The 3,799-nt window shown below is 64.3% G+C and carries 4 protein-coding genes; 1 reads left to right on the forward strand and 3 read right to left on the reverse strand.

Annotated features, from left to right (window positions below; genetic code table 11):
* A partial coding sequence (locus tag ACK41V_RS23390; protein WP_409786032.1) for a nucleoside recognition domain-containing protein occupies positions 1–913 on the forward strand: 913 nt, incomplete at its 5' end.
* A 210-nt stretch (positions 914–1,123) separates the two neighbouring features.
* Here the strand turns inward: ACK41V_RS23390 and ACK41V_RS23395 are convergent.
* The 3 genes from ACK41V_RS23395 to ACK41V_RS23405 all read right to left on the reverse strand — a co-directional run bounded on the left by ACK41V_RS23395 (position 1,124) and on the right by ACK41V_RS23405 (position 3,429).
* On the reverse strand, positions 1,124–2,038 hold the full coding sequence (locus tag ACK41V_RS23395; RefSeq protein WP_409786034.1) for a ZIP family metal transporter: 915 nt from the start codon (positions 2,036–2,038) through the stop codon (positions 1,124–1,126).
* A gap of 160 nt (positions 2,039–2,198) precedes the next feature.
* A complete protein-coding gene (locus tag ACK41V_RS23400) occupies positions 2,199–2,825 on the reverse strand; it encodes a superoxide dismutase (protein WP_409786036.1) in 627 nt (208 codons plus the stop codon).
* Positions 2,826–2,937: 112 nt separating this feature from the next.
* Entirely contained in the window at positions 2,938–3,429 is a 492-nt protein-coding gene (locus ACK41V_RS23405; protein WP_409786039.1) for a hypothetical protein, read from the reverse strand.
* Between the last annotated feature and the right edge of the window lie 370 nt (positions 3,430–3,799).

Raw genomic sequence — 3,799 nt, forward strand, 5'->3', positions numbered from 1 at the left:
CGCCCTCGGCCTGGACAACGCTGCCACGCCCATGGGCCTCAAGGCCATGAAGGCCCTGCAAGAGCTGAACCCCCAGCCCGACACCGCTACCAATGCGCAGATTCTGTTTCTGGTGCTCAACGCCTCGTCGCTCACGCTGCTGCCGGTGTCCATCTTCATGTACCGCATGCAGCAGGGCGCGGCCGACCCGACTTTGGTCTTCGTGCCCATCCTGCTGGCCACATCGGCATCCACCCTGGTGGGCCTGCTCAGCGTGGCGGTGGTGCAGCGTCTGCCCCTGTGGAGCCCCGTGGTGCTGGCCTACCTGCTGCCGGTGGCGCTGGGCCTGGGCGGCTTCATGGCACTGCTGACCACGCTGAGCGCCACGGCACTGGCGCAACTGTCATCGCTGTTGGGCAACCTCACGCTGTTTTCGCTGATCGTGCTGTTTGTCACCCTGGGCGTCTGGCGCAAGGTGCCGGTGTACGAGGCGTTCATCGACGGTGCCCGTGAAGGGTTTGACGTCGCCAAGAGCCTGCTGCCCTACCTGGTGGCCATGTTGTGCGCAGTGGGCGTGTTCCGCGCTTCGGGTGCGCTGGGCTATGTGCTGGACGGCATCCGCTGGTGTGTGGAGCTGACGGGTGCCGACACGCGTTTTGTAGACGCTCTGCCCACCGCCCTGGTCAAACCCTTTTCCGGCAGCGCCGCCCGCGCCATGCTGATCGAGACCATGCAGACCCAGGGGGTGGACAGCTTTGCCGCCTTGGCAGCCGCCACAGTGCAAGGCAGCACCGAAACCACGTTCTACGTGCTGGCCGTGTACTTCGGCGCCGTGGGCATCCAGCGCGCGCGCCATGCGGTGGGCTGCGCGTTGCTGGCAGAGCTGGCGGGGGTGGTGGCGGCGATTGGGGTTTGCTACTGGTTTTTTGGGTGAAGACTAGTGATCAAAACGCCTGATGGGCGACTGACCTCCGATAAACCGTTCGCCCTGAGCCCGTCGAAGTGCAGTTCGCGGGGCGCGCCTTGGCTTCGACAGGCTCAGCCCGAACGGATGGAGGTATCTCGGAGCCATGTTGAAAAAACAGGTAAAAATAGCCTCCAGCGCTTATTCAAAAAGCGCTGATAGCTATTAAATCAATAGCATTTAGCCCAACGCCGTATCCAGCAGCATCATGATCACAAACCCCACCATCAACCCACCCGTCGCCCAGGCCTCGTGCCCTTTGCGGTGGGATTCGGGAATGATCTCGTGGCTGATCACAAACAGCATGGCGCCCGCTGCAAATCCCAGCCCCCAGGGCAGCAGGCTTGCCGAATAGCTGACCACTGCAGCCCCCAGCACAGCGCCCACCGGCTCGACCAAACCCGATGCCATGCCCAGGCCCACCGCCAGCGACCGCCTGTAGCCCGCCGCCAGCAGTGCCATCGCCACCACCAGGCCCTCGGGCACGTCCTGAATAGCGATGCCCGTGGCCAGCGCGCTGGCGCGCAAGGCGTCGCCGCCCGCATACGCCACACCAATCGCCAGCCCTTCGGGCAGGTTGTGCAAAGCGATGGCAAACACAAACAACCAGGTGCGCTGCAGGGTGCGCGATGTCTGGCCGCCCTCCACGCCTTTGATGAAATGCTCGTGCGGCAGCAGCCGCTCCATCCACAGCAACGCCAGGGCGCCCAGCAAAATGGCCGCGCCCAGCGTTGCACCCGCCGCCCAGGCCCCTGCCCCGCCCGCCCGTGCGGCATGGATGCCGGGGATGATCAGCGAGAACGAACACGCCGCCAGCATCACCCCCGCGCCAAAACCAAACAGGGTGTCTTGCGTGCGCTCGGACAAACGCTGCGACAACAACACCGGCAAAGTGCCCAGCGCCGTGGCCAGCGCGGCGACCAGCCCGCCCCACAGGGCTTTCAGCACCACAGGTTGGCCCGCAATCCATTGCCATGCCTGCGCCGAGGCGACCAGGATGCCAAGCAGCACGATGGCGAGGCCGATGCGCTGACGCAGGCGCAGCGCGGGAATAGGCGCCATGGTCACATCAGTGAGAGGGGGCGGTGTTTGCATGGCGGTTCCTGTGGTTGTCATCAAAACCTGTAGTGATACGCGGCGCTTGAAACTGGCGCGCACCAAGCCAGCGGACGCCGTGGAACTGGCTTCGCCAGGCCACCGGCGTCGTCCCCCTTCCCGCTCGTAGCGCGAGAGAAGGGGGAAGCGGCGCAGCCGCTCAGGGGGTTGTTGCGAATGAATAGCGGCGTGCCACCTCGGCCCAGTCGATCACGTTGTAAAACGCGGCGATGTATTCAGGGCGGCGGTTTTGGTACTGCAGGTAATACGCGTGCTCCCACACGTCCAGCCCCAGGATGGGCGTGTGGCCTGTCATGAGGCCGGCCATCAGCGGGCTGTCCTGGTTGCCGGTGTTTTCCACCACCAGCTGGCCCGCCTTGTTCACACACAACCAGGCCCAGCCACTGCCAAAGCGGGTGAGCGCAGCTTTGGTGAACGCGTCCTTGAACGCCTCAAAGCCTCCCAGATCCGTGTCGATGGCCCGCGCCAGCACGCCCTGCGGCTGTCCGCCGCCCTGGGGTGACATCACGCTCCAGAACAGGCTGTGGTTGGCATGCCCGCCCCCGTTGTTGCGCACCGGGCCTTGCAGCGGTTCGGGCAACAACACCAGGCGCGCCACCAGCTGGTCAATGGGCAGGTCGGCGTGCGGCGTGCCCGCCAGCGCGGCGTTCAGGTTGTTGATGTACGTCTGGTGGTGCTTGGTGTGGTGGATCTCCATCGTGCGGGCATCGATGTGGGGTTCCAGGGCGTCATAGGCATAGGGCAAGGCAGGCAGCGTGTAGGGCATGGTGCTTTCAGGCAGAGGTAAGAACGAGGAAAGGAAGGACGAAAGGAGCGAACGAACAAACAGGTGAATGCAATCGTTGCGACCGGCAGTTGCGGGGCCCGCAGCCGCCCAGTCAGTGCTGCAGCCCCAAGCCACGCGGGCTGGCCAGCGCCTGGGCAATGGCGGGGTGCGGGCCGTGGTGGGCCGCATGGGCCAACAAGGCGGCAAAGGTTTCGCGGCTGTGCCGCACGGCGGCCTGGCGCAGCGCCGGGCTGTGGCGGCCATCGGCCAGCAACCCCTGCACCAGCGCGTGCGCCCGGCACCGCAGATGCGCAGCAGCATCCAGCTCGGCGGCTTGCGCCTGCAGGTCGGCAACGTTCAGATGGGAGACCACCAGCGCGGCAACGCAATCGTCCTCACGCCCCGCCGGAGGAACCTGCTGCAGCACGCGCAACGACAGCGCCAGCGCCTGCTGCTGATACGCCAGCGACATCGCCATCTGGCCCAAGCGCGCTGCGCCACGGGCGCGCTGCATGGTGCGCTCCCACAACGGCAAGGTGGCCGGTGCGGGTGAAAAACTGCTGGCTGAGTGGGATTGGCTTGGGTGCGGTGTGCCCAGGTCCATGGCAAAACTCCTTGGAGGAGCCTTTTGCGGTGGACGGGGTGTGCGTACTCAGGCGATCAAATGATATTAATTCTCATTCGTCTTGTCTAGCCCTGCGGAGCAGTGGCTGCTTCAGGCTCGGGTTCTGAATGTTTTTTGGGTCTAGCGCTTATCTACAAATCGGTAGTAGCTATTCTTTTGATAGTGAAATCAAATGTCCGACGGTACGTGGGGACCAGGATGAAGGCCGCGACGGTTCGCCCCGTTCAACCAAAGTCTTTTCATACAGCGATCCTGCTACTGCTAGGAGCCTGTTGGACTTGGAGCGTCGAAAGCGAAAATTGGCCACAGCGAGGACAGTTTTTGCCGGATTTGCAGCCCCATAGCCCGG

Source organism: Acidovorax sp. (assembly GCF_046291265.1).
Taxonomy (GTDB): domain Bacteria; phylum Pseudomonadota; class Gammaproteobacteria; order Burkholderiales; family Burkholderiaceae_C; genus Acidovorax.